The organism is Nostoc sp. FACHB-280 (genome assembly GCF_014697615.1).
Lineage (GTDB): Bacteria > Cyanobacteriota > Cyanobacteriia > Cyanobacteriales > Nostocaceae > Nostoc_B.
Map to the genome: position 1 here is coordinate 90,444 of NZ_JACJSD010000009.1, position 20,621 is coordinate 111,064.

At 39.0% G+C, this 20,621-nt stretch carries 22 protein-coding genes; 12 read left to right on the forward strand and 10 right to left on the reverse strand.

Annotated features, from left to right (window positions below; translation table 11 throughout):
- Positions 1-9: 9 nt before the first annotated feature.
- Entirely contained in the window at positions 10-930 is a 921-nt protein-coding gene (locus tag H6G75_RS08990; RefSeq protein ID WP_190979600.1) for a CRISPR-associated protein Csx3, read from the reverse strand.
- A 129-nt stretch (positions 931-1,059) separates the two neighbouring features.
- A complete protein-coding gene (locus H6G75_RS08995) occupies positions 1,060-1,365 on the reverse strand; it encodes a CRISPR-associated protein Csx3 (RefSeq protein ID WP_190979601.1) in 306 nt (101 codons plus the stop codon).
- Between the two features lie 101 nt (positions 1,366-1,466).
- On the opposite strand from H6G75_RS08995, the gene H6G75_RS09000 reads away from it, so the two are divergent.
- Genes H6G75_RS09000 through H6G75_RS33490 form a run of 3 tightly spaced genes read left to right on the forward strand, consistent with a single transcriptional unit; the run spans position 1,467 to position 3,534 of the window.
- Positions 1,467-2,831 (forward strand): TIGR03985 family CRISPR-associated protein, encoded by a 1,365-nt coding sequence (locus H6G75_RS09000; RefSeq protein ID WP_190979602.1) that lies wholly within the window; start codon positions 1,467-1,469, stop codon positions 2,829-2,831.
- The gene (locus H6G75_RS09005) at positions 2,828-3,400 is read left to right on the forward strand and encodes an HD domain-containing protein (RefSeq protein WP_190979603.1); all 573 of its coding nucleotides are present in this window, start codon (positions 2,828-2,830) and stop codon (positions 3,398-3,400) included. The genes H6G75_RS09000 and H6G75_RS09005 overlap by 4 nt, the downstream gene beginning before the upstream one ends.
- The gene (locus H6G75_RS33490; RefSeq protein ID WP_277884082.1) at positions 3,400-3,534 is read left to right on the forward strand and encodes a hypothetical protein; all 135 of its coding nucleotides are present in this window, start codon (positions 3,400-3,402) and stop codon (positions 3,532-3,534) included. Before H6G75_RS09005 ends, H6G75_RS33490 begins: the two co-directional genes overlap by 1 nt.
- Before the next feature lie 181 nt (positions 3,535-3,715).
- Here H6G75_RS33490 and H6G75_RS09010 read toward each other — a convergent pair whose 3' ends face one another.
- The 6 genes from H6G75_RS09010 to H6G75_RS09035 all read right to left on the reverse strand — a co-directional run bounded on the left by H6G75_RS09010 (position 3,716) and on the right by H6G75_RS09035 (position 9,716).
- On the reverse strand, positions 3,716-5,056 hold the full coding sequence (locus H6G75_RS09010; protein ID WP_190979604.1) for an NAD(P)/FAD-dependent oxidoreductase: 1,341 nt from the start codon (positions 5,054-5,056) through the stop codon (positions 3,716-3,718).
- A 211-nt stretch (positions 5,057-5,267) separates the two neighbouring features.
- A complete protein-coding gene (locus tag H6G75_RS09015) occupies positions 5,268-5,966 on the reverse strand; it encodes a TenA family transcriptional regulator (RefSeq protein WP_190979605.1) in 699 nt (232 codons plus the stop codon).
- Positions 5,967-5,972: 6 nt separating this feature from the next.
- A complete protein-coding gene (locus tag H6G75_RS09020; RefSeq protein WP_190979606.1) occupies positions 5,973-6,737 on the reverse strand; it encodes a class I SAM-dependent methyltransferase in 765 nt (254 codons plus the stop codon).
- 114 nt (positions 6,738-6,851) lie between these two features.
- The gene (locus H6G75_RS09025; protein WP_190979607.1) at positions 6,852-7,745 is read right to left on the reverse strand and encodes a dihydrodipicolinate synthase family protein; all 894 of its coding nucleotides are present in this window, start codon (positions 7,743-7,745) and stop codon (positions 6,852-6,854) included.
- Positions 7,746-8,063: 318 nt separating this feature from the next.
- The gene (locus H6G75_RS09030; RefSeq protein ID WP_190979608.1) at positions 8,064-8,711 is read right to left on the reverse strand and encodes a hypothetical protein; all 648 of its coding nucleotides are present in this window, start codon (positions 8,709-8,711) and stop codon (positions 8,064-8,066) included.
- Positions 8,712-8,840: 129 nt separating this feature from the next.
- A complete protein-coding gene (locus H6G75_RS09035; RefSeq protein WP_190979609.1) occupies positions 8,841-9,716 on the reverse strand; it encodes a GNAT family N-acetyltransferase in 876 nt (291 codons plus the stop codon).
- Positions 9,717-9,887: 171 nt separating this feature from the next.
- Here H6G75_RS09035 and H6G75_RS09040 point away from each other — a divergent pair, with 171 nt between their 5' ends.
- Positions 9,888-10,472, forward strand: coding sequence for a hypothetical protein (locus H6G75_RS09040; protein WP_190979610.1), 585 nt, complete (start codon positions 9,888-9,890; stop codon positions 10,470-10,472).
- Positions 10,473-10,523: 51 nt separating this feature from the next.
- Here H6G75_RS09040 and H6G75_RS09045 read toward each other — a convergent pair whose 3' ends face one another.
- Positions 10,524-11,468, reverse strand: a complete 945-nt coding sequence (locus H6G75_RS09045) for an N-acetylmuramoyl-L-alanine amidase (protein WP_190979611.1) — start codon at positions 11,466-11,468, stop codon at positions 10,524-10,526.
- A gap of 437 nt (positions 11,469-11,905) precedes the next feature.
- Here H6G75_RS09045 and H6G75_RS09050 point away from each other — a divergent pair, with 437 nt between their 5' ends.
- From H6G75_RS09050 to H6G75_RS09060, 3 genes are all read left to right on the forward strand, one after another.
- The gene (locus tag H6G75_RS09050) at positions 11,906-12,325 is read left to right on the forward strand and encodes a hypothetical protein (protein ID WP_313934820.1); all 420 of its coding nucleotides are present in this window, start codon (positions 11,906-11,908) and stop codon (positions 12,323-12,325) included.
- Positions 12,326-13,063: 738 nt separating this feature from the next.
- On the forward strand, positions 13,064-13,867 hold the full coding sequence (locus H6G75_RS09055; protein ID WP_190979612.1) for an SDR family oxidoreductase: 804 nt from the start codon (positions 13,064-13,066) through the stop codon (positions 13,865-13,867).
- Between the two features lie 114 nt (positions 13,868-13,981).
- Entirely contained in the window at positions 13,982-14,635 is a 654-nt protein-coding gene (locus tag H6G75_RS09060) for a hypothetical protein (protein ID WP_190979613.1), read from the forward strand.
- Positions 14,636-14,737: 102 nt separating this feature from the next.
- Here the strand turns inward: H6G75_RS09060 and H6G75_RS09065 are convergent, their stop codons facing one another.
- Positions 14,738-16,102 carry a cytochrome P450 gene (locus tag H6G75_RS09065; RefSeq protein WP_190979614.1) on the reverse strand — a complete coding sequence of 455 codons (1,365 nt, stop codon included), beginning with the start codon at positions 16,100-16,102 and terminating at the stop codon, positions 14,738-14,740.
- A 302-nt stretch (positions 16,103-16,404) separates the two neighbouring features.
- Here H6G75_RS09065 and H6G75_RS09070 point away from each other — a divergent pair, with 302 nt between their 5' ends.
- The 5 genes from H6G75_RS09070 to H6G75_RS09090 all read left to right on the forward strand — a co-directional run bounded on the left by H6G75_RS09070 (position 16,405) and on the right by H6G75_RS09090 (position 20,504).
- On the forward strand, positions 16,405-17,037 hold the full coding sequence (locus H6G75_RS09070; protein ID WP_190979615.1) for an AAA family ATPase: 633 nt from the start codon (positions 16,405-16,407) through the stop codon (positions 17,035-17,037).
- On the forward strand, positions 17,037-17,606 hold the full coding sequence (locus H6G75_RS09075) for a hypothetical protein (RefSeq protein WP_190979616.1): 570 nt from the start codon (positions 17,037-17,039) through the stop codon (positions 17,604-17,606). The genes H6G75_RS09070 and H6G75_RS09075 overlap by 1 nt, the downstream gene beginning before the upstream one ends.
- Before the next feature lie 443 nt (positions 17,607-18,049).
- Positions 18,050-19,069: a hypothetical protein gene (locus H6G75_RS09080; protein ID WP_190979617.1), complete on the forward strand. Its 1,020-nt coding sequence runs from the start codon at positions 18,050-18,052 to the stop codon at positions 19,067-19,069.
- Positions 19,070-19,103: 34 nt separating this feature from the next.
- The gene (locus tag H6G75_RS09085) at positions 19,104-20,057 is read left to right on the forward strand and encodes a bestrophin family protein (protein ID WP_190979618.1); all 954 of its coding nucleotides are present in this window, start codon (positions 19,104-19,106) and stop codon (positions 20,055-20,057) included.
- Between the two features lie 60 nt (positions 20,058-20,117).
- Positions 20,118-20,504 (forward strand): VOC family protein, encoded by a 387-nt coding sequence (locus H6G75_RS09090; RefSeq protein WP_190979619.1) that lies wholly within the window; start codon positions 20,118-20,120, stop codon positions 20,502-20,504.
- The last annotated feature ends 117 nt before the right edge of the window (positions 20,505-20,621 follow it).

The window sequence follows — 20,621 nt, forward strand, 5'->3', positions numbered from 1 at the left end:
CTCCTGCAATTACTCCTTTGTATTCAACCCTACCAACAACCGCGCCAAAGCCTGAATCACTGGGCGCTGCGATACATCTTCACCTCGCTGTAATCTATGAACACTACCACGTACAATTGGCGATTCTGACTCAACCACATCAGTATTCCCAAAAAAGTCGCTGAAAATTATCGCAATAACTTCTAACTTCAACTCGTCACAAAACTTCACCCAAGGCGCAATCTCTGATTCATCTTTGACTAAAATCACTGCATGGGTGGCTTCTTTCATAATCAAGCGATTCTCGTCGGAGATTCTTCCGCCAATATCAAAGACGAATATAGGAGTATTCACACCTCGGACTTCCTGCGCCTTAAGTTTGGCGAACTCTGGGCTAAATCCGGCTTTGTATCGTGCTTTCAACTCTGCGGCTAAATCAGGATCACGTCTGGAGGTTTCGCTGTACCATGAACCATCGCCATCGGGACAGCCGGAAATAAAGTATGATTCTGGTGCGTCGGGAATCTGCAATAGTGCTTGTTTTAATCCTTCCCGAAAGCAAGTCTTTCCGGTATTCGCAAAACCACACAAGACAACTTTCAAGTTAGTTTGGTGAGATTCTCGCACGACATCTAAAATATCACCGACTTGATAGTTAGAATTTCGGCTAATGGTGACGACATATCTATCTATTCCTGGTTCACCGATTTTGGGATCTAATAAAGCTATAGAATCATATATTTTCCCTAATTTATCGGCTAATACCTGACTAACTAATACGGAAATTCGGCCATTGATTTTGATAAGACTACCACCGGGTAATTCTCCTGTAGTTATCATCTCATCTAATTTTGCTGCTACATCCCGGACTATGCGATCGCCTGTTGCGCGTGTATTGCCAAATCCTACTTTGAGGATATCACCCTGTAACTTTATCTGGTAGGTACACATGATTGCAGATTTGGGATAAAACCCCTCTATTTAAAAAGTCAAAAGAAAATCTTCTGTTAATTTTTCTTTTAAAGAATTTATTCTTTTGCCTTTTACCTTTTGCCTTTTGACTTTTATCTTCCTCAAATATCAATCTATTAAGTCTCCTAATTTATACGCTGGATTATGTGTGATACAAATCACATATTTACCTAACTTAGGATCGTAGAAAGCAACTGCTCCGTATATGTGAGCCAGTTTATGTGCTAAAACAAATGCTACAGGGATAGAAATCGGCCCGTTAATTTTGAGTAACTGTCCTCCGGCTAGTTCTCCTGATGCAGACATCTCTTCTAATCTGGCGGCTGCATCACGTACAATCTGATCATTTTGGGCTGGTTCGCCAAAACTAACTCTTAATAAATCTTCTTTAATTTCAATTTTGTAGGTAGACATTAGCGTTGCCTTGATTTGCTGGATATATCATACACGCCGTTGGAAAAGTTGTCTTCCAATAGGCTGTATCTTAAGGAAAGTTATTTGTTGAGATTAACTTAGTGTCTGAATTGGTATTTCAAGATTTACCCCAAGTTGATTTACTGCAATGGTTAGCTAGGGGTTCACTCAAGCAGAAACTATTGCGGACAATTCGCTTGTGGGTGTGGTTGCGTTCTTTATACGGTGGTCATCAAGAACGGTTAATGTTAAATGATGGTTTTACTTATGCAGAGTGGCGGGATGCTTTTTTTAGTCCTACCCACACTAAAGGCGAAGAAATTCCCCATTTACATGACTCTCGTTGTGCTTGTGCGAAAACAACAGCCCAATGGTTATTTAATGAAAATACTGGAATTGTTGCTCACCAGTGGCAGGAATCAATCATCGCACATACTGATATTACAAAACCTAAATTAGATAAAGTTCTACAGCAAAGATTATTTGCTGTAACTCGTCGTTCTCTGCATGGCGATTTACAAACTTTAGTTAGTTTGAATTGGCTAATTTATCAAAATGATAAATATTATCGTGTCAGTGAATTTCCATCGCGTCCAATGTTAGCCAAAGCGGACAATAATTATGAATTGAATTTTCTGCACGAAGATTTGGTAGGATTTGCCGAAAATCACTCGCAAAAAATTAACGGAGTTCAAAGATTTTTTCTCAAGTTAGATTATATTACACCCCGCAGTAACTTAGATGCTGTTGATGATTGGCAACATCAGTTAAGAGAGTTATGGACAAAAACCTTAGTCCCACCAATCAAACTAACTTATAACAGTGCCAAGGCAGGAAGTAAAATTGATTGTATTGTTTATCCAGTCTGTATTTACTATATTCAAAGGGCAGTTTATTTATGCGCTTATGGTGAAAGTCCTGATGTTCAGAATCAATGGTATAACTTTCGCCTTGACCATATTCAAAAAATGCACCCTTTAAGCTGGGATCACGCCCAAATTCCAGCAAATTTACGACAAGATTATCAAAGACATACTTTACCCACACCCGATTATGTGGCTTTAGAAATGTCTAAGGCTTGGGGGTTTGATTTCTATTTACCTGCACAATTGATGTTATTACGGTTTGATAGAGAGTTTGGCGATCGCTATGTTAAAGGTACAGAACGTCATGAAACATTTCAAGCGATTTCTTACCAGCAAGCACAAAATTTAATCAAACAAAAAGTTACACAACCCCAACAACAAAAAGCTTTATTGAAAATCCTTGCCAATCGTTCACCAGCAGATGCTTATTATCAAGTATTTATTAGATATCAAGATGCTAAAAATCGAGATAATAACGTGATGATGCGTCTGCGTGCATGGCGACCGAAATGTGAGGTTATATTTCCTTACGAATTAAGACAAAGTATTGCGGCTGATGTCGCTCAAGAATTTCAGCTTTATCATCAAGATGAATTATGAATAAAGTACAGTTAACCGCCAATTTTGAATCAGCATTAGTGTATGCAACTCGTCTGCATACGAATCAAACTCGCAAAATTAGTGGTGTTCCTTATATCAGTCATTTACTAAGTGTTGCAGCACTGGTTTTAGAAGCAGGCGGAACCGAAGCAGAGGCGATCGCAGCTCTACTACATGATAGTATCGAAGACCAAGGCGGAAAATCCACCCGTGAAGAAATCCGCCAGCGTTTCGGTGATACAGTCGTTACCATAGTCGATGGTTGCACAGAATCTGACACATACCCCAAACCACCTTGGGAAGAACGTAAACAAAAGTATTTAGAAAATCTGCGTTGTGCTTCACCTTCAATTCGATTGGTATCTTTAGCCGATAAACTACACAATGCTAGGTCATTATTAGCGGATTTACGCCAACATGGTAACGGCATTTGGCAAGAGTTTAAGGCGGGTAGAGAAAGAACTTTATGGTTTTATCAACAGTTGCAAGAAGTTTATACTGCAACTGGTTCCGACTTTCTCACCCAAGAGTTTTCACGGGTGATTCAAGAACTCAACAACGAAAGCTAATGAGTATAGCAGAAGGCAGTGGTTCGGCTACTTCGGCTGCGCTCAGTACAAGTTCGCTCACCAACCGGGCAGGAGGTAGTGGTTCGGCTCCTTTCGGCTTCGCTCAAGGCAAGTCGCTCATCAACCGGAGGTAAAAGTCTTACTATAACTAGCATTCGTGCTTTTAAATGTCCTAACCTATACTTTGACTGCCATACTACACAGAATTAATTACACAAATTCTCTTCCTGTTCATCGTTCCCCGCGATGCACTGAGCTTGTCGAAGTGTTCCTTATTCCCTACTCCTACCAAAGAACTTGTTCAGCAAACCCGACTTAAGCATCTAGTAAACGATTGCTATTGTTAACAGGTGTTTGCGGTTCTGTAAACGCTTCTCGGCCTGTAATTAATCTAGAGCGACGATTTCGAGTGATATAGTTCCAAGCCCACTGGAAGACTACGAGTAATTTAGTGTCAAACTCAATTAAGAAATAGATGTGAATTATGAGCCAAAATACCCAAGCTGGGAAACCTGTCAGTTGCAGGAAACCTAAATCGACAACAGCTAAATTCTGCCCAATCATTGCCAAACTACCAACATCGTTGTAGTGGAATTGTGGCAAAGTCGAATTTCTCAAGCGTCGTCTAATCAGTTTAGCGACATATTCTCCTTGTTGTTTGGCGACTGGTGCAACACCAGGTAAGGGTTTACTATCTTGATGGGAAAAGTTAGCTAAATCTCCAATCACGAAAATGTTTTTGTAATCTCTAACAGTCAAGTCTGGTTCTACAACTACACGTCCAGCATGATCAAGTTCTACATCTGTACGTTCTGCTAAAATTGCCCCCATTGTCGAACCTTTCACACCAGCCGCCCATAAAATAGTTTTGGAGTGAATAGAGCTAATTTCACCGTTTTGCTTGAAAGTAACAATGTCATTTTCAATGTCGGTGACTCTGGTTTTAGTGTTAATCACCACACCTAACTTTCTCAAGGATGCTGTTGCTTCTTCTGACAAATCTGGTGAAATGTGGGGGAGAATGCGATCGCCACCTTGCAATAGTAAAATTTTGGTTTCGGATGTATCGATACTGCGGAAGTCTTCTTTGAGAGTTTTGTATGCCAACTCAGCGATCGCACCTGCCAATTCTACACCTGTAGGGCCACCACCCACAATCACAAAAGTCAACCAAGCACTACGCTTTTCAGGATCAGTTTCTTTTTCGGCGGCTTCAAATGCACCAAATATTCGGCGGCGCATTTCGATAGCATCTTCCACAGTTTTTAAGCCAGGAGCCAAGTCTTTCCAGTGTTCTTTACCAAAATAAGAATGGTTTGCACCTGTCGCCACAATTAAAGTGTCATAGGGTATTACCTGATTACCCATCATCACTTTTTGGGTTTTTGGGTCAATATCGCTGACTTCTCCTAACAATACCTGAGTATTTTTACTTTTGCTGAACACAGCTCGTAATGGTGAGGAAATATCACCGGGTGATAGCGTACCTGTAGCAACTTGATATAACAGTGGCTGAAATAAATGGAAGTTCCGTTTATCAATGAGAGTAACGTTTACATTAGCGTTAGCCAAATATTTTGCTGTATATAATCCCCCAAAGCCACCACCTACAATTACTACCTGATGTTTGGTATTCTTCTCACCTGCGGCAACCATAATAATATTTCCTTGTGTTAAGAGCGTTGTAACTTTTCTTAACAAAGATGTAACAGCATTATAGTTACGTTGCCGCTTATTTAGAACTATTTAAAAAACCAAAAAAGTAGTTAAAACTACAGCAGAAGCCAGAAAGCAGAATAAGAATAGGCTCTCGTTCATATCAATTTCAGATCATCACCCTTGTCTTCCTTGTCTCCCTTGTCCCCCTCTAACACAACACAGGGGAGTAAATTTGACGCTCAATGCCGTTAAAAAATTGGTAGCGAGCTTCCATTGCTTCGAGAATAGCTAATTGGATAGCAAAAGCAATATCATCATTATTCATATTGAGATAAGGTTCTATGACTGCTGCGAGTTTTGCTGCATGACTATCATCCACATCAATATGAAGTTCAAAAAATATCAAAGACTCTTTCGGTAAAGGTGTAGAGTCAACTATTCCTCTATATAGTTGTGTATACAAAGAGCTAACAATTCCTTCGGAAGCGTAACAAACCGCACCCAAAGCAGCTAAGTAGCCATATTGAGCCGGAATTCTCAAGTAAGTTTCAATTAAAGCTTGAGTTTCGGGTGTGGTAGGTAAGGCAGTTAGAGTATGGTCATCAATACCAATAGCTCTAGTAAATCGCCGAAACAATTCTGGATGAGACTGACTTAAATCGCCTTGTCCCATTTCATCAAATAAGTTTTCTAAAATTACTATCTGAGCAGCTTCATCATGACAGCAAGATAAAATTTTAGCTAAAATTCGGTTAAATTCTTTAGAAAATTTATACATCTGCACAGCTAAAATTTGAATGCTTTCCAGAGATAAATTCTCAGTACGACATCGCCTTAAAAACTGATGATTCCATAAAGGATGATTAACTGTTAATCCCTGAAAAGAGTGTTTTGGTAAATGCAACATAAAAGTTTATTTTGATACTTGAATTGCTAAATGCAGTGGGAAATCTAGCAAGGGGCTAAAGAAAGATTCATCTAATGCAATATGCTCAGGAGTGACACGTAACTCTTTAAGAGATGGCATTGTCGTAAAACTCGCAATCTGCAAACAATGAAAGTAATCTTCTAGAGTTTTGTGAATCAGTTGTACATTGAGCCAAGAATCATCACGTTTCCAAATTTGGCCAGGAAATAGCTGATCTCTTTTGCTAAAGTAACCTTTCCCCTCAACTTGAAAATAAAAAGGATATTCTGGCTCACGCATATATGGAAAACAAGGATGAGGAATGCTGAAGATAAATCGACCACCAGGACGTAGTATGCGTGCAATTTCTTTCATACATTCCTGAGTTTGAGCAATTGTTAAATAGTTAAATAAAAAAACGGCAACAACTAAATCAAATTCCTCATTACCAAACTGTTGGAGATTTGTTGCACATCCAATTTCATATTTAATCCCTAAAGGATTTTCTAATTCTTGCAAGCGTGCTGCTTCAATCATCTTTTGGGAAACATCTAACCCATATACTTGCGCTGCTCCCCGTCGGCTTAACTCTCGTGTACAGTAACCTTCACCACAGCCTAAATCCAGCACTTGCAGTTGATGAATAGGTTCGCACATTTCTAACACAATAGGACGTGCGGTAAAGTCTGAAAGAGAAAGGGGCTGTTGTCTCACCCACTCGGATGCAGTGTGATTGTAAAGATTTACAGTGGTGCTTTTGTTATTAACCATTGCTAATTTTTAATTATTTATTTGGGCAAATGATGAAAAAATATCATTTTCACCCAAAAAATGTTGAGCAATTACATTGTTAACACTGGCTAATTTGAGATATTGAGAGTGTTTTTACTGATTTTTAGAATTACATATATTTACGTTGTTTTCAATGCCTCGACTGGAGCATTCATTAATACCATAGCTACGAATTTTGGCACAAAAAATTATCTCTCGATGTTTTAAAATAGCTTTCCTCACTGCTAATCCGCCTTGATATTCGTATTGTAGTAAAGGTAAATAACGCTCATACTCTTGAGTAGCTTCTACTAATTTACCCCTACGAAAATACTCCATAATTGTCAGTAAATGTTCTGGGTAAGCATAACCTGTCATCAACCCGTGGCTACCGGCTTGTAGTTCTGGTAAGCAGTTTATACCGCCTAGTCCGCCAAAAATCCCCAAGCGATCGCCTAAACTATTACGTAATAGCCTAATTTTCTCAAATGTTGGTTCCTCTTCTAATTTAATCGCCTGTACTTGCTCTACTTCCTCTACCAAAGTTTCGAGAAAATTCACAGATAATTTTCCTGTTAAGGGCGGATAATCTAAAACTACTAACGGCATTTGAGTAGTAATACCAATTTCCTGATAGTGTTTTTTTACCTTTTGAATATCAGAAAATTTAGGAGGTACAACCAACAAACCCTTAGCACCTAATTCAGACATTTTAACACCAAAATTTGCGGCTGAATCGGCTTTGCCACCTACTCCTACCACTACAGGCACACGATTTTTTACTTGCCGTAAGACAACTTCTGCTACACGTAAACGCTCTTGAGTTGTTAATTTAGATTCTTCTCCCAAGACAGTTAAGATTGCCAGTCCATGTACTTGTTTTTGAATATAAAACTCAACTAACTTCTCTAAACTTATTTCGTCTAATTCACCTTTTGTATTGAATGGTGTGACTAAAACGGCGTAAAGATTGGGTGCTAAAAAATTGTGTGTAAAAAATTTTTCCATTAGCTAGATAAAAACTAATCTCACAAAGGTAAATGTAATTACTTTCTAACAATATTTTTATCTAGCGCAAATATTAATTATACTTATTTGCTTGGGTCTATTTATTACATCTAGTTTAAAAAGTTATTTTTTATGATCTCAGCTAAATTACTTATAATATTAATCTTGTTAATGTATTGTATTGCAAAAATAATTATTAATAGTTTAGTTGCCCATAACTAAAAATTGCCAAGGCGTTAACCTTGGCTTTTTCAGATTAATTATTTTTATATTTCTTGTAGCTTAGACATCTTGTCCAAGCTAATATTGAAAATGGCATTATTTATCTTGCAGTAGTTGGTTCACTTGTTGTCCGCGACGACCTGTTTTAATTTCATAGCGGCGGGTTAAGTTGTCTTGGTAGTTAATATCTCTAGCCGCAGCAGCGTTAACAAAAGCATCGCAATTTTTACCTTGAACCACAGTTGAAGAACTACTGCTATTTTCTTCGTTGCGGTTGGTGCGACTATCACGAGATTCACTATTATTTTGACTACCTTGACTCGCACCACTACCGCTAACGCCAATTCCCAAAATGCTGACACCTCCGCCACCGCCATCATTATGACTACGAGAAGAACTGGAACGAGTGCTAGTAGAAGTTGCTAAAGCAATTTTGCTGGAACTCGTGCGGGTGTTGTTACCTAAGCCAACATCACTACACAAAGCGCGGGGGTCATTGGCGAGAGTGTTGTGGTCAACCCAAGACTGATGGTCGCCTAAGCCTTGAATTTCACTATTACCTACTGGGTTGCTGGGTGTGCTGGGTGTAGATTTATTCACATTACCGACAGCCCCAGGAACCACATCAGTGGGGCGGAATATTCCAGATGGTCTAACATCAAAGGGGCCAGCAAAAGCAGGAAATGTCGTGGTCAAAAGTGCAGTAGCAGTCAATAAAGAACTGGTGATATGGCTGAATTTCATAATCTGGTCTCCTAATATTTTCGTGTTTGTTGCTTGGGTTTAACCCCTTCACTAACTCAATAGGTTGACCTAGATTTTTTTATGCAGCCTCTTGGCAGATTTTTGCAAAATTTCCCCTATCTAAGATTATTAACAACGTCCCGAACGTGGGAGCATAAACTTCTGTCCTTCAGCCGCAAACTCGCCTCGAACCATCAGCACGCCATCGTCTAGTTTATGGGGAAAAGCTTCAATCTGTTCTATATCTAGCAATTCTGGACTAAAGTAGATGAACACTTCTTCAATGCTGTAGGGGATGCGTGCCAGAATTTCTGTTAAGGGATAGATTTGTGGTGCAACTAAATCAAAAATATGCAATTGCTGGTTTTCTCTGCTCATACAGCTAATTAAATCTAAATCGGCTGCATAATATAAACTTCTGCCACCTTCGTTAAAGCAGAATAAGGGTTTTTCGTTAAAAATTCCAACGATGTGAGAAACAGGCGATCGCACTTCTAACAATCTGTGCAATAATTCTAAATCTTGATGATCAGCAATATCTAACACTCGAAAGCCGTTGCTGCCAGCTTGTAACTTACACTTGGTTTGAAATAAGTATTCTGGAATAATGCGAAAACCAAAGGGCGTGTAAATTTCTGGGTTGGATGTAGTTAAGACAAGAGTTTTATATAATTGGTCGCAATATTTTAATACCTCTGTCATTACTTCACGGTAATAGCCGCGTCTTTGAAATTCTGGATGGGTAGCAACAGCATGAATTCCTCCGACTGTCAGAGTCTGACTCATGATTTGCATTGGAATTTCCAATACTCCTACATGACTAATTGCTATATCGTTCTGAAACTTGATAAATGGAGTGGAAGCACTTTCCCAAGATACACCTAATCGCTGAATTTGTTCTGCTCCATCCCTAATACCAGGAAACACAAGTTCTAGTAAGTTAAATAACTGTTCACTAATATCTGTGTTTTCAGCAAATGAGCGTTTAAAACGATATTGACTCATAGCTTATCCTATTGTGAATGATTAGACTGAGTATTACTGTCTGGGTTTGGAGGCTGTCAAACCTTTTAAATAAAGTAATGTCTCAATTTGTATATATTAGTTACGAAAATATGGGTTATTTAGGGCTTTTGGGATTAATAGAGCCATCAACCTTGTTGCTTCTACTGAATTATGCAGTATCCTTTGGAACTTACATTTAAATTTTGGGCATTAGCACCGCAAATTTCTATTGTTAACGCTCAGGGTAATTTAGTTTTTTACGTTAAACAGAAACTTTTTAAGCTCAAAGAAGCTATAACAGTTTTTGCTGATGCTGAACAAACTAACCCCCTATACTACATCAAAGCCGATCGCATTATTGATTTCTCGGCTCGTTATGAATTTAGCGACACTAACGGGACAACTATCGGTGCAGTCAAACGTCGGGGTTTAAAATCTATTTGGCGGGCGCGTTATGACATTTTTGATGGCGAAAATACTTATTTAACTATCCAAGAGAAAAATCCTTGGGTGAAGGTTGCAGATGCTTTATTTGCAGAAATTCCTGTTTTAGGTATGTTTACGGGTTTTGTGTTTAACCCTGTCTATTTGGTGAGTCGGGCGGATGGTACGGTGGTAATGCGGTTAGAGAAAATTCCGACTTTCTTGTCGCGGAAATTTATGATTAAAGCTGTTGATCAAGTTAGCGATCGCGAAGAACAACAGATTTTGTTAAGTTTAATTATGATGCTGCTATTAGAAAAAAATCGTGGCTAATGCCAGCAGGCAAAATAAAACTTTTATTTTGCCTGTCTTTATTGCTAATTATTAGCCAATTAATTTTTGCCAAGTATTTGGCCCAATAATTCCATCAGCAGTTAAACCATTTTGCTGCTGATATTTCTTAATTGCTGCTTCTGTTTGTGGCCCGTAAATCCCATCAGCTTCTACACCGACACGGTATTGTAGATATCTCACAACTGTTCCACCAGCATGGTTTGGGCGGATGATGCGTTTAGCCAAAATCAAATTAATTGCATTCCATGTAGATGTATTAGCCACACCTGATGGGGCTATTCCGACAATTTTTTGGAAGTTTTCTACAGCAGAACTCGTGATTTCGCCCAATACATTATCTTCTACCAAAGCTTTACCATTTTTATCGGTAATTTTTAACCGATTTAAAGCTTTTTGTAATCGAAGAGTTGTCGTATCAACATTCTGTTCTTCATCTGGTACAGGCGGAACAGGAGTAGTTGGTACTTTACCAGTTAAACCTTTGACAATAGCGTTAGCCATTGCTTCCCCGTTATAGAGATTCACATCTTTTTGCGAGTCGATAAAGCAACCTTCAACTAAAATCGCAGGCATATTAGTATTTCTAATTACAAATAAGTGCGAACCACTTTTAACACCGCGATTAAAAAATCCTAATTTGACAATTTCATCTAGTACAGGCTTTGCTATTTTTCTACTTGTTTCACTACCCGCAAAAACTTCTGTACCGTTGGCTTGACCGTTAAATGAATTAAAATGTATAGATACAAAAACATCTACTCGGTTAGCATTGGCTTTATTTACTCTTTGAGAAAGTGAATCTTTTACCGAGGAACTAGGCCGATCTGGCTTACAGGATATAACTTCATGTCCCAAGGCTTTGAGTTTCTCTATAACTTTAGTACCAACTTCTAATGTTAAATTATCTTCTATTTTGATGCCTCTAGCACCTGTATCTGGTGGAGAGTTATGTCCGATATCAATTCCAAATTTCATGCGCTGTTCCTTGTTTTTATTTGATACTAATTTACGGCTTAAAAGCCTATAACCTTGCTTTTAAGCAATCTATATTTTCCTAAATATACTATTTACAATAAACTTCTACTTATGCCACTGTTATTTTAACAAACACTAATTGTTATTTACTTTATTTATTAACCTAGACAGAATTATAATAATTTATTTATTTTTTAATGAGAAAAAAATACACCCTCCATTGCCACATTAATAATATAGTGCAGCCAGACTAATCCATTTGATTTGAGAAGGCTGGTGAATTAAACCTCCGTATCTGGTTGCAGCAAAACAAGTTAAGAATAGCATGGGATCTAGGCTGGTTTTGCAGATGTTTAAGTTCACTTCATAACTCAAATGATAGGGACTATCTAAGCTTATTGCACATAAACGGCAAAAATTAGCAAATAATTAATGGTTTGGCGCTAATGAAGGTGCGATCGCCGCTAAAATGCCTACTAACAGTTGTTGTGCTAACGCTTGTTAGAGATATGACATTGCAGCGCCTCAAACGAAGAGAGTTGATTTTCCAGAAATTGCGCCAGATGAAATATTCTGCCCTGATATTGCTACTCATACTCTCAAATTTCTACATTTACCCCGCTTATGCTGCTGTATGCCGTAATTACAATGGTCATCAGATTTGCATTCTCAGTATTAACCGCAGCGCCAAAAATTATTGGGAGTATCGGGCAGTTCTCAGCGTAGATGGTAAGAAAAGACCCCTGGAAGTATATAACTGCCGTCAAAAAGTCAAAATTGAGTCAGATGGGACGGTTGTACCCTGGGAAAATCAAGACCCTGGCCAGTTCATCTGTAACTTTTTCAAAAAACCCTGACTTGTCTCAGTGTTATTTTCTCTGGGTGGCAAACACGCAACCAATGATAAACACTGTAAACGCTACATAACCCAAGACTGTTACCCATTCTTCCCAGCTACCCAATGTATTGTTCATCCGTTGCTAAAACTAGACTCTCCATTTAAATCCTAAAGGCTGGGGTTGTTAGTTGTGCATGAATATTGTCCAAAATATAGGACGTATACCAATTCGCAATTCGCAAGTCGTAATTAAAAAATAAGGATTTATCCAAAATCCTTACACCCCATACCCTTACACCCTTTCACCCAGTTTCTACAGAGAAACTGTGTGCGTAAGTTCAAAATAGTTAGACAAATTCCCAAAAAATTTTTCCTCGGTTTCCGGAATTCATCTTGGTGTAGTGGTATTACCTATCAGTACAGCGATTTATACAGAAACTCTATATGTAAATTTGGGGAATATAGCCCCACTGCCTTTCTCAAAAGCCCGGCCATTATGGCTGGGCTTTTGAGTGTCAGAGGTTGAGTATAAGGCAGGACTTACGCACAAAAATTTTCTGCGGAGACTGGGTGTAAGGGTTAAAGGGTGTGGGGTGTAAGAGTTTTGGACACATACACCCCTATACCCCTTCACCCTCCCTCAAACCTTTTATTTTGCTGATCACTGTGTCAATCTAAAAAGAATATCTCCCTTTGGAAACAAACAGACTGGTCTAGATTTTGAGTAGATTAGGAATAGACCATCCTAGAGAAAGTTATGAGTGCTGAAGATTTGGTGCTAGTTGTTGGTGCTACTGGTGGAGTTGGGCAGTTAGTCGTGGGTAAGCTGTTAGAGAAGAATGTCAAGGTGCGCGTCCTGACACGAAATGCGGCAAAAGCCGAAAAAATGTTTGATAACAAAGTAGAAATTGCTGTAGGAGATATTCGGGAGGCTGACACATTACCAGCAGCGATGCCGAATATTACTCACATTATTTGTTGTACTGGCACGACTGCCTTTCCTTCAGCAAGATGGGACTTTGACCCTCAACCAAATTTCTTAGAATGGGGACAAATTTTTCTGGACTCTGAATATCGGGAAGCTAAGGCGAAAAATACGCCGGCTAAGGTAGATGCAGAAGGGGTGAGTAACTTAGTAGCGGCTGCACCTCAAAATTTGCAACGATTTGTGTTTGTGTCTTCTTGTGGTGTTCACCGCAAGGATAAATTTCCCTTTAGTGTGCTGAATGCTTTTGGTGTATTGGATGCTAAACAAAAAGGTGAGGCTGCGATCGCTAATTCTGGTTTACCATACACTATCATCCGCCCCGGTCGTTTAATTGACGGGCCTTTCACTTCCTATGACTTGAATACTCTCCTCAAAGCCACCACTAATGGTAAGTTGGGCGTAGTGTTAGGTCAAGGCGACACCTTATCAGGAGATGCCAGCCGTATCGATGTTGCCGCCGCTTGTGTAGAATCAATTTTTGTACCATCTACCACCAATAAAGCTTTTGACATCATCAATCAAGGAACTAGACCTGCTGTAATTAACTGGGAAGCACTGTTTTCTCAGTTCTAGCAAAGTGCTGAGTGCTGAGTCAAAACCTAGTAATTTCAATGCTTTGAGTAATCGATACTGTCCTAGCCTATATGACTACGACTATAACTGAAACTAGGGAGTAGGAAGTGGGGAGTGGCGGAAACACATAAATTATTTCATCACTGGCAACACACACTGGAATTTTTTGGCGTTGACCAAGATAAAATAGCCACAACTTTTACTCAAATAGTTGACGCATATAATACCTCTGGGCGTTATTACCATACACTGCAACATATTGATGATGTGTTGTATAACATTCAAGCTTTGCAAGCTTATGCTCAAAATTTGCCTGTTGTACAGCTTGCGGCTTGGTTTCATGATGTGGTTTATGATTCTCAAGCGCCAGATAACGAAGCTAAAAGTGCTGAATATGCTGGACAGGTGTTAACTTATTTGGCAATTCCGCTAAATCAAATCACAACTGTTCAGCGTCTCATTCTCAACACTAAACATCATCAAGCAGCTAGTGACGATATTGATAGCCAAATTTTATTAGATGCTGATTTGGCAATTTTAGCTGCTGACTCTGTTGATTATCAAAAATATGCTCACGCCATTCGTCAAGAATACGCTTGGGTAACAGAAACAGAATATATTCAAGGGCGCAAACAAGTCTTAGAAAAATTTTTGCAAAGACAGCGTATATATTTTACACCTCTAATGTTTGAGGTGGCCGAAGCAACTGCCAGAGCTAACTTGCAAGCAGAAATTCACAGCCTTTCTAGTAAAATTCCTGAGAAATAATGTAGAGGGACATAAATAATTGTAATTAAGTCAGCTTATTGAGCATTTCGACTTCGCTCAATGCTCAATAAGCACGTACACTGAGCGAAGTCGAAGTGTACATTACTCAGCACTCAGCACTTGTTTTGTGGCTACCATCTGCATTCCGGCGGGTGAGGCTAAAGTTAAACCACGACGCACGGGACGCACTGGGCGTTTATTTAGTAAAGAGACTTGGAACTGCGACAAAATTGTGGCGAGGGCAATTTTCATTTCATACTGAGCAAAGGCTAAACCAATACACCGACGATTTCCGCCACCAAAGGGTAAATATTCATAAGGGGAAAATTGTCTTTCTAAAAAGCGTTCTGGGTTGAATTGGTTTGGCTGTGGGTAAACTTCTGGGCGATGGTGGGCTAAATAAATACTAGGCAAAACTCTTGTACCTGCGGGTAATTTGTAGCCCATAATTTCAATTGGCGATTTTAACACCCGAAAGAAAGCAGTGATTACAATTGGATATATTCGTAAGGTTTCTTGGCAAACGGCTGTTAAATAAGGCAATTTGGCAATTTCACTTGGTTCCGGGTTAGTTCCCAAAGTAGACAATTCTTGGAGTAATTTTTCGCGGACTTCTGGTAAACGGTCAAGCCAGTAAAATGCCCAAGTTAATGCGGAAGCTGTGGTTTCATGTCCAGCAAGCAGCATTGTCATTAATTCATCGCGTAATTCGACATCTGACATTGGTTGACCATCGTCATAACGTGCTGAAATCAGTAAACTGAGGATATCTTGTCGATTCTGCCCAGTTTCAGCCCGTCGTTCTTGAATGAGTGCATAAATGAGTTGATCAATTTGTTGGAGTTGGCGGACAATTTTTCCCCAAGGACTCCATTCACCCCAGTCTTGTTGCAGAAACCGAAAGAAGAAAGCACTAGACATCAAAGGTGAACTCATAATGTCTAAGGTAGAAGTGAGTAATTGACGCAGTTGTTGAAACATCGGCCCTTCATCCACACCAAACACCACTCGCAAAATGACGCGCAAGGTGATTTCTTGCATAGAGGCGCGGATATTAAAGGGTTTACCCATTACCCATTCATGGCTAACTTCTTGGGTGATGTTGCGGATATTTTGACCGTAAGCCCGCATTCGCTCACCATGAAAAGGCGGTGTGAGCAATTGGCGTTGGCGTTGGTGGCGATCGCCATCTAGTAATATCAAGGAATGATCACCAAGCAAAAATCTTAAAACTTGATTACCTCTGCCAGCCTCAAAATGACTGGCATCATTAGTAAAAATCTGCTCTAGTGCTTGGGGATGACTAAAATAAACAAGTTGATTTTCCCCCTTACTCCAAACTGTGAAGTTATCACCGTAAACCTTGGCAAAGTCTTCGACATAATCTATCGGTCGAAAGATCAACTTAATCATTCGCAGCCAGTACGGTATTTTTGGCCCATCAGGCAAGCTGTTAGTTAATGTCATAAAATCTCGTAAGAATTTATCATAAATCTGTAATAATTCAGAAATCAGAAGCCAGAAGTCAGAATTTACAAGCGATTTAGCCTGATTAATCAATTAGTTGAAAAAACTTTGCCTAAATTCTGACTCTTGAATTGTGACTCCTAAATCCTTACTTGACTATTTTTATTTTGGCGATTTTTCCTTGTGCTGCGGGTCACAGAAAGCGGTATATTTTTGTATGGCGGGATAGAAAGCCATAGCAATTTGCAAAAAATGCGACACCTCAAGCCATCTCCAATCCAAAATCTCAAATCGTAGAAGCAGTGCCAAAAATCGTCGCTATCCTCAACGGTAAAGGAGGAGTCGGCAAAACGACTACCTCAATCAATTTAGCTGCACAATTTTCTAAACGAAAAAAAGTGCTGTTGGTAGATGCAGATATTCAAGGTTCTGCTAGTTGGTGGTTTGGACGCAATGATCAAGGAATGGGGTTTGATTTATCGCAAGAAACAGATCCACAGCTACTAGGCCATTTACGCAAAGTAAAAGGTTACGATTTAGTAGTGGTGGATACGCCTCCAGCTTTGCACTCTGAAGCCTTGGCAACAGTAGTAGCGATCGCAGATTATATACTTTTACCTACACCCCCATCCGCAATGGATTTAGCTGTTTTGATTGAAACAGTAAAATCAGCCGTCGTCCCCACAGGAGTTCCCCATCGTGTACTCTTGACTAAAGTCGATGCGCGGAGTATTGGTGAAGCAATGGAAGCACAAAACTCTCTCGTGAAGCTAGGTATCCCCGTTTGTAAAGGCTTTGTCCGTACCTATAAAGCCCACGAAAGAGCCGCATTAGAGGGTGTCGCAATCAATCAATGGCGGGGCAAAAATGCTTGGGAGGCGGAATCAGACTATCGCCGCGTGGCTGATGAATTACAGCGTGATTGGAGAAAATAATGGCTAGGAAACAAAATCTTTCTGACTTAATTCAAGCAGAAGCACAAAAATTAACACCCAATAGTGCAGTAGACGAAGGTGCAATCGAAGTTCCGGCTGTGGAAGTTGTAGAATCAACAACAGCCGCAGATGCAGAAGTCAATGAATCCACATCTGCTAAACGTAATATTCCTACCAAAGCAGACTTAGAAGCTACTATTAAAGACTTAAAAACAACTTTAGAAAAAAATCAGGACACAGAAAAAGCTCTGCAACAACAAATTAAAGAATTAAAATCAGCTTTATCAGAACAGAAAACCTCTTTATCAGAACAGCAAGCCTCTGTAGAACGCCTAACCAAAGAATTAGAAGAAGCAAAAACCACTGTACTTCAACTTGCAGAAGCCAATTCTAAACTTATCGAAGAAAATAAAGCCCTACAACAACCAAAGGCGAGTATTGTTCCTCAGAAAAAAGACAATTATCACCAAATTGATTACAGAAAATCTCACCGCGCCCCCGAAAAACTTCCTGATATGCCAGCAGAAACAAAAGATGATTTTGCGGCTAATACTTGGTTGTATGACTAAATATCAGTAACTTAAAGCCCTCAGACTAAAAGTCTAGGGATAGATAAACAAAGCCTGCCTAGCCAACGCAGGCTATTTGTCTTATCTTTTGCGTGAAATTTGATATAGCGTTTCTAATTCTAGTGAAGTACAAGCAAGAATAATTAACCGCAGATAAACGCAGATGGACGCGGATGGAATTTCGATGATTGCAATAAATTAGCTGTGTGAGTCTACTAGTACAGGTCTGCGGAAATAAACAGACCATAAGAAATTGCTAAAAAGCTTGTGGTATCGTTATTCTTTCTTTTTACTTTTGCCTTTTTACTTTTGCCTTGTTGTACTAGTTTGCTTCTGGCATCAGATAAATTATTGTGCGATAAATAATTATTCATCAAAATATAACTTGTACTGTACTTAAATTATTGATTTTATCGCTGGCAAGTATCACTGAGGAGAAAAACATGAAATTGTGTGGTTATACGATCGCAGGTACTCTTGTGACAATTTTAGTAGGAGCGATCGCAAATGGATATACAAGTTTTGCTACTTCCAATGTGCAGCCAAGCAAAAGCGTAAATCCTCCCACCGCCACACATCAAGCCCAGCTTCCTCACACTAACAATTCCGTCTCCAAGCTGAATCTCCAAGCGGGTATGCCATACCAAAAAGCACGAGAACGAGTGCTTCAACAAGGTTGGCAACCAAATCTACAAGGAGATGCGCCTAATCTTCAAGATAGTTCAGTGAAAGAATTATATGATTTCGGATATACAGAGGTGAAAGACTGTTCCGGGACAGGTGTTGGTGCTTGTCGATTTGAGTTTACCAACCAAGCCGGAGAACTATTGTGGATTTCAGCCACCATCGCTGACCGCACTAATACAGAACGAGTCGTTTGGCATTGGTCAATTGAGAAAAATGCCAATCAACAAACTTCACAGTCTTCTCGTCTAGAAAAACCACCATTTATCGGGACTCGCTTATTTAATTTTCTCGGAGGCAGTGGCACAGGTCAATCAATTGCGATCGCACCTGATGGCACTACTATAGTTAAACTTCAGGGTACCTTTGAAAGTTCCATTCAATACCAAGGCAAATTCTCCAATCCCATCATCTTGCAAGATGGCAGTGGTTTAGGATTACTTTTTAAAGATGATAAAATTTACAGCCTCGCAGCTAATGGACAAATCGCCAAAGGTTGTAAAGGTGATGAAACGGTTTGCGAATCAGCTTTAATCGCAACTACATCTGCGCCAATTAAACCAGGGTTTTATGTACTTGGCGGAACTGATCAAGGTCTAGAAGTCAAAGGAGAACAGTATCGATATTATGATGAGGCTGGCGAACAAGAATGGAGACCAATTTCTGAGTTGAATTATATTCAAGAAAATCTCATATTTGATGGTCAGAATTATTGGTGCATTCCGCCCAGAAGTGAAGCAGGAGTATGCACCAAAAATGGCTGGATGCCTGTAAGATAATAAGCTGATTAATTTGAAAATTCAATAACTATTTATGGTCAAAAAAACTCAAAGCCCCCTTAAAAAAAATTGGATTAAAGAGATACTGAGATTTCAAGGTTCTGTAATTCCTGGAGTATTAGAACGTTCTCTTTTTTGTGGTGCATTTGGATTTTTGATTTCTTTTCTTTACTCTCGGCAATTACCAGTTTCTGAACCAATGTTAGGTGGTGTAATTCCTAGCATTGTTTTGGGTTTATTGTTAGTTTTTCGGACTAATACAGCTTATGAACGATTTTGGGAAGGGAGAAAACTTTGGGGTAGTACAGTTAACACTGTTCGTAATTTAGCTTGGAAAATTTGGGTTGCAGTGGACGAAGTTGAACCTGACGACAGAGAACGCAAAATATCCGCTTTACGTTTATTACCAGCATTTGCGATCGCTAAAAAATTATATCTTCGTTATGAACCAGCCAGTGAAGAATTAAAACCTTGGGTTTCTCCTACTCAATATAGCAATTTGCAAAATATTCAAAACATGCCTTTAGAAATTTCCCGCCTCTTAGGAAATTACTTACAGCAAGAATATAAACGCGGTCTGTTAACAAATTATCAATTAGCTAGTATTCATACTCTCATGAATAACTTGATGGATAATGTCGGCGGCTGCGAACGGATTTTAAAAACCCCAATTCCCCCAGCTTATGTGATTCATCTCAATCAATTAGTACTCATCTATTGTTTAATTTTGCCTTTTCATTTTGTTAAAGACTTGGGTTGGTGGACAGGTGTATTTGTGGCTATTGTCAGTTTTGCTTTGTTTGGTATTGAAGAAATTGGCGTAGAGATTGAAAATCCCTTTGGTTACGATCATAATGATTTACCATTAGATAAAATTTGCCAAACTATTCAAAATAATATTGAAGAATTTATTGAGTCTCAAACAAACCAAGACCAAGACAATCTAGAAAAACAAATCAACTTATCCTATACTAATACAGACATCTAACCGCACAAATTTTTGGATGTTCAATAAAGTGCGATCGCCTATATTTACATAATTTATTTTATGAAAACTCTCGGTATACATCATATAGCAATAATTTGTTCTAACTATGAACGCTCAAAAAGATTTTATGTCGATATTCTCGGCTTTGCCATTATTCAAGAAACATTCCGATCTACCAGAAACTCTTATAAACTAGATTTACGTGTTAACGAACATACTCAGATAGAATTATTTTCTTTTCCCCACCCTCCCCAAAGATTCAGTAATCCTGAAGCTTGTGGTTTAAGACATTTAGCCTTTGCTGTGGAAAATATAGAAGAAACTGTAGATTATTTAAAATCACACAATATAGAAACAGAAAATATTAGGATTGATGAAATTACGGGTAAAAAATTTACCTTTTTTCAAGACCCAGATAAATTACCATTAGAAATTTATGAGGTTTAACAACTCAATTCTTAGCTACCTATAGCAATCCTCAATAACTGACAAACATCTTTTCGTTGTCTACCTTGTCTCTGTTGTTCAGATATCATAGGTATTGGGTAATACATAAGGTATATT